Annotated in this window: 5 protein-coding genes; 4 read left to right on the top strand and 1 reads right to left on the bottom strand. The window is 45.7% G+C overall.

Going from position 1 to position 5,610, the window contains the following annotated elements; translation table 11 throughout:
• On the bottom strand, positions 1–223 hold a 223-nt coding region (locus WBV75_RS02080; protein WP_424118998.1), incomplete at its 3' end, for a pantoate--beta-alanine ligase.
• A gap of 102 nt (positions 224–325) precedes the next feature.
• Between WBV75_RS02080 and WBV75_RS02085 the strand changes: the two genes are divergently transcribed.
• From WBV75_RS02085 to WBV75_RS02100, 4 genes are all read left to right on the top strand, one after another.
• Entirely contained in the window at positions 326–1,138 is an 813-nt protein-coding gene (locus tag WBV75_RS02085) for a glycogen/starch synthase (RefSeq protein ID WP_424118999.1), read from the top strand.
• Between the two features lie 10 nt (positions 1,139–1,148).
• A complete protein-coding gene (locus WBV75_RS02090; RefSeq protein WP_424119000.1) occupies positions 1,149–2,969 on the top strand; it encodes a DUF4270 family protein in 1,821 nt (606 codons plus the stop codon).
• Between the two features lie 93 nt (positions 2,970–3,062).
• A complete protein-coding gene (gene glmS, locus WBV75_RS02095) occupies positions 3,063–4,910 on the top strand; it encodes a glutamine--fructose-6-phosphate transaminase (isomerizing) (protein WP_424119001.1) in 1,848 nt (615 codons plus the stop codon).
• A 57-nt stretch (positions 4,911–4,967) separates the two neighbouring features.
• Positions 4,968–5,243 carry a hypothetical protein gene (locus WBV75_RS02100; protein WP_424119002.1) on the top strand — a complete coding sequence of 92 codons (276 nt, stop codon included), beginning with the start codon at positions 4,968–4,970 and terminating at the stop codon, positions 5,241–5,243.
• The last annotated feature ends 367 nt before the right edge of the window (positions 5,244–5,610 follow it).

Below are 5,610 nucleotides of genomic sequence, written 5' to 3' on the forward strand. Positions count from 1 at the left end.
GGGTCTTTGGATACTTGAGAAGATCTTGTGAATTATTAAACTGTGTAGGATTCACAAAAATGGTTACCAGTACGGACTCGTTTTCCCGGCATGCCCTTCTCACCAGCTCCAAATGCCCCTCGTGCAGGGCTCCCATGGTGGGCACTAATCCCAGGCTTGAACCCTCATGGTGAAGTTGCTTTCTGTACCTGCTGATTTCATCTTTGGTCCTTAGGACGTTCATGCTAGAGTAAATGGGCAGCAAACTTACTATAATTACGGCTATTCTGCATAAATTTTGTAATTTTGCAGCTACGTTTAGGCAATTGACTAAAACGCTCCTTTTATGAATGGTAAAAAGGTATTGTTTGTATCTTCAGAATTAGTTCCCTACCTCCCGGAAAGCCCAGTTTCAAAAATGTCCTATGAAACGCCCCGAATGGTTAACAGTCAGGGGGGTCAGATTCGGATTTTTATGCCCAGATATGGCAATATCAATGAGCGGAGGCATCAGTTACACGAGGTGATCCGTTTATCAGGTATGAACCTGGTGATCAATGATATGGATATGCCCCTCATTATCAAAGTGGCTTCGATCCCGCGGGAACGCATTCAGGTTTACTTCATTGATAATGAAGAGTATTTCAAGAGAAAGGCAACATTTACAGACGAAAACGGGGAACTCTTCGCCGATAATGACGAACGGGCGATATTTTTCGCAAAGGGCGTTGTGGAAACCGTTAAAAAACTGAATTGGTCCCCGGACATCATCCACGTACACGGATGGATGGCTTCCCTGCTTCCGCTGTACTTAAGGGAATACTATTCGGATGAACCCCTGTTTGCCGATAGTAAAATAGTGACTTCCCTCTACGGGAATGGTTTTGAGGGAAATCTCAATGAGAAGATGGCTGATAAAATAGCCTTTGATCAAGTTTCTGAAGGACCTGTAGAAATCCTGAAATCACCTTCCTATAATAATTTGTTAAAGATCGCCGTCGATTATTCGGACGCGATTATCTTAGCCACCGAAAATATACCTGAGGAACTTCAGGAGTATGTTGCGAAGCTTGAGAAACCGGTATTGCCGCATGTCTCTTTTCAGGAATTTGAAGAGGCTTATGCAAACTTCTACAACACCGAAGTACTCAAATCATAATAATCATTTAATGAAACGATTATTCTTATACCTGCTCGCGGGTTTTGGTTTTATGGTGGTCGGAGTTTCCTGTGATGAAGATCCCGTGACCATCGGCGATGGTATCGTGGGGCAGGAACCTTTTGTCAATGGCAAGGCGGTTTTTGATGTTTTTGCTTTTAATAAAAATGTAGGGACTATACCTACTAACCAGTCACCCGTATACCAGCTCGGGGTTTTCAATGACCCTGTTTACGGAAAGACCGAGGGAATTATCACCTCCCAGCTTTCCCTGGTTACCAGTGGAGGTATTCAGTTTTTTGGGCGTTTCACAGAAGATCGGGAGAAGAATGACCCGGATGCCCCTGAAGAGAATGAAACGGTGACCGATGTGATCCTTTATTTACCCTATTTCATTAAGGACAATGCAGACCAGGATTTGGATGGGGTCGTCGACTCTTCAGACGCAGACCCCAACGATCCAAACAGTGATTCAGATGGGGACGGTGTGACCGATGCCGATGAGACAGCCCAGGGGACTGACCCGCTCAACCCCGACACAGATGGTGATGGGATAGGAGATGCCGAGGACACGGCCACTGCGGATAATATCTTTCCGGAACGACGGGAGCTCGACAGTATTTATGGAAACAGGGAGGCAGAATTCAATTTTAGGGTAACCCGTTCAACCTATTTTTTAAGGGACCTGAACCCGGATTCCGGCTTTCAGGAGTTAGAGCCCTACTATTCAAATCAGAATTTTTCAGAAGACTTTGCTTCAGATGTCTTGTTTGAAGGGATTCTCGAGATTTCTGATGAAGAGTATCTCTTTTTTCAGGAGGACGACCCCGACACCGAAGAGGATGAATCGATTATAGTAGAGGAACGCTTACAACCAGGCATTCGTGTGGAATTGGATCCTGAATATTTTCAGGAGAATTTTATAGATCTGGAAGGGTCTTCTGAACTGCTCAGCAATGCGAACTTCAAAGAGTACTTCAGGGGTTTGCATTTGAACCTGGATCCCATTGATTCTGATGTGATGATTCTCTTTGATATTTCCCAGGCCCGGCTCACAATAAATTACACGTATGAGGCTACGGATGGGGACGAGATAGAAATCGTTGAAGATGAAGAGGTACTGCGCCTGCTCGCCGGGGGTGGTAATCAGCCCCTGCAGAATAACGCGGTAAATACATTGAGCAGTGAACCCTATCCACAGGAAGTGGCTGACGCTTTTGCCTCCCCTGAAAACCTTCCTCAGGAGAATGCCTCCCGTATATACCTCAAAGGTGGGGCGGGGACTTATGCTGAAATTGAACTCTTTGACCTGATGGGAGGAGGAGAGGCCATTAATGAAATTCGCCAAAACAACTGGTTGATCAATGAGGCAAACCTGGTCTTTTATGTAGACAGGGAACGCCTGGATTCTGAGGGGATAACGGATGAACCCCCGAGGCTTTATTTGTACAACGCAGAGACGAATACCCCTTTATTCAATATCTCAACAGAGACCAATGCAGATGATACACCCCTTGGGGTATTCCTCAATTACGATGGCCGTCTCGATGAGGCCCTGGGTAAAGGCGTGAAGTATACGGTGAGGATTACAGAGTACCTGAACAATATCATTCAGCGGGATTCCGTAAATGCGACCCTGGGCCTTAGCCTTACTGCGGATATCCGGCTGAGGGGAACCTCAGAGGTTGTCCTTCCGGATGACACAATGAAAGATCTTCCCGTTGGCAACGGATATACACCCCTCAGTACTGTACTGATTGGCAGCGACGTAGATGCAGATGATCCGAAACGCCTCCGCCTCGAGATATCGTATACCGAAATTGACCCCTGACAGGCCAGTCGTATAGCTAAAAGTGTTATTTATCCATAAATTTGATCAGGAGCACTTCTTTGCAGTAATTTTGGGGATCTAATACTTTTTGTTATGTGTGGAATAGTGGGTTACATTGGTCAGCGGGATGCTTATCCGATCATCATGAAAGGATTGCAGCGCCTGGAATACCGGGGTTATGACAGTGCGGGAATTGCACTTTTCGATGGCACTGATATTAACCTGGCCAAAACCAAGGGTAAGGTCGCCGATTTAGGCGGAAAAGCACAGGGGGAAATCTCCCTTGAAGGCCGCATAGGTATCGGACATACCCGTTGGGCCACCCACGGGGTTCCCAACGATGTGAATTCCCACCCACATTACTCCAATTCCGGAGAATTGGTAATCATCCATAACGGGATAATAGAGAACTACGACTCCATACGGAAAGAATTGACCAACAGGGGTTACCTATTCCATTCGGATACCGACACCGAAGTCTTGGTTAACCTGATTGAAGAGGTAAAGAAAAAGGAAGGGGTTAAACTGGGGAAAGCGGTTCAGATTGCCCTGAATCAGGTTGTAGGCGCCTATGCTATAGCCATTTTTGATCGTAGCAAACCCGATGAAATCGTCGTAGCCCGTTTAGGAAGCCCTTTGGCGATTGGGATTGGGGACGATGAATTTTTTATTGCTTCAGATGCTTCACCTTTTATAGAGTTTACCAACAATGCCGTTTACCTCGAGGATGGAGAAATGGCTATTGTACGGCTGGGAAAGGAAATCCGGCTTCGAAAAATACAGGATGATGCCATCGCTTACCCTACCGTACTCGAACTACAGCTCAACCTGGAGGAAATTGAAAAAGGAGGGTACGACCACTTTATGCTTAAGGAGATTTATGAACAACCCCGTGCGATTAAAGACACCTTCCGCGGCCGTTTGCTGGCAGATCAGGGTCTTATACGTATGGCAGGTGTCGATCAGAACCTGGAGCGTTTCCTCAATGCCAATCGGATCATAATTGTCGCCTGCGGGACGTCATGGCATGCCGGCCTTGTGGCTGAATATATTTTTGAAGACCTCGCGCGTATTCCCGTAGAAGTGGAATACGCTTCAGAATTTCGATACCGTAATCCGGTGATTACTGAAAATGATGTGTTGATCGCCATCTCTCAGTCCGGCGAAACGGCAGATACCCTGGCAGCCATCAAGCTTGCCAAAGAAAACGGAGCCTTTGTTTTTGGGGTTTGTAATGTCGTAGGCTCGTCGATTGCCCGGGAAACAGATGCAGGAGCTTACACACACGCTGGCCCTGAGATCGGTGTCGCGTCAACCAAGGCTTTTACGACCCAGATTACCGTTCTCACCCTTTTGGCCCTTAAACTGGCCAAAGAAAAGGGTGCCTATTCCGAGTCCCATTTTCGCGAAGTCCTTACTGAAATAGAGGCGATTCCTGATAAAGTGGAAAAAGCGCTGGAATCCAATCCGCTCATTGAGATTATCTCTGAAGTCTACAAGGATGCTACCAATTTCCTTTACCTCGGTCGGGGATACAATTTTCCGGTGGCTCTGGAAGGAGCCCTCAAATTAAAGGAAATCAGCTATATCCATGCAGAAGGCTATCCAGCGGCAGAAATGAAGCACGGGCCAATAGCCCTGATCGATGAGCAAATGCCGGTAGTTGTTATTGCTACCAAAAAAGGACACTACGAGAAAGTGGTCAGCAATATACAGGAGATCAAATCCAGAAAGGGAAAGATCATCGCCATAGTTACCGAAGGAGACACTCAGGTGCGGGAACTGGCAGACCACGTGATCGAGATACCCGAATCCTCGGAAAGCCTGAGCCCGCTTTTAACTACCATACCACTGCAACTTCTCTCGTATCACATAGCCGTAATGCGCGGATGTAACGTAGACCAGCCCCGAAATTTAGCCAAGTCGGTAACGGTGGAGTGATCCATCACCTCCCGGGTAAATAGTTGGACTTTCATTTTTTTTGTTTAAATTAATTACATGTTCGATGGACTTGTAATCTTTTTTGCAGTGCTATTATGTGTGGCCATTATCCACTGGGTATCCCTGCGTCTTATAAAAACATCGAAAGTCCGTGCACAGAAAATACGGACCATTTTCGGGTATTTCTATGGGATTTTCTTCCTGATTTTCGGATTGGTTCGTTTTTTTGAATTTGATTCTTACAAAGTGCTTTACCTGATCCAGGCGGGTATAGGTCTTTTGGTCCTTATTCTTGTATCCACTGGAAAGTTTAATGAAGAGGTAAAGGAATAACAGATGTCCCCGTAACCCTTTATACCTAATACTTTTATCGCAAAGTGTTCTGGTTTTCTTTAAACTAAATTGAACTACCCCACCTGTTGGAATTACAGTCCTTGCGTTGCCTGGAATACCTGAACAGACCTATGTGTTTACCCATCTTTTGACCTGCCCTTTACAAGTCTGAATCTAAAAAGGAGAGGGCCTTCAATCTTTTATTTTTTCCGATTTACGGACCGTTGACAAGCCTGCTGCATTAGCTCAAAATCGCCTGTATTACATAGTTTTCAAAATACGGTACCCTTGGTTGTGGTATTCTTATTATGCGCGCATAATTTTATTAAATTTTAATTCCCCGTTCTAAAAAATCTGTATCTTGCTC

Origin of the sequence: Robiginitalea sp., assembly GCF_049588695.1 — a bacterium.
Classification (GTDB): domain Bacteria; phylum Bacteroidota; class Bacteroidia; order Flavobacteriales; family Flavobacteriaceae; genus Robiginitalea.

Excerpts from the sequence above, each read along its gene's own strand:
- WBV75_RS02085 (WP_424118999.1), top strand. The coding sequence starts at position 326 with ATGAATGGTAAAAAGGTATTGTTTGTATCTTCAGAATTAGTTCCCTAC.
- WBV75_RS02090 (WP_424119000.1), top strand. The coding sequence starts at position 1,149 with ATGAAACGATTATTCTTATACCTGCTCGCGGGTTTTGGTTTTATGGTG.
- glmS (WP_424119001.1), top strand. The coding sequence starts at position 3,063 with ATGTGTGGAATAGTGGGTTACATTGGTCAGCGGGATGCTTATCCGATC.
- WBV75_RS02100 (WP_424119002.1), top strand. The coding sequence starts at position 4,968 with ATGTTCGATGGACTTGTAATCTTTTTTGCAGTGCTATTATGTGTGGCC.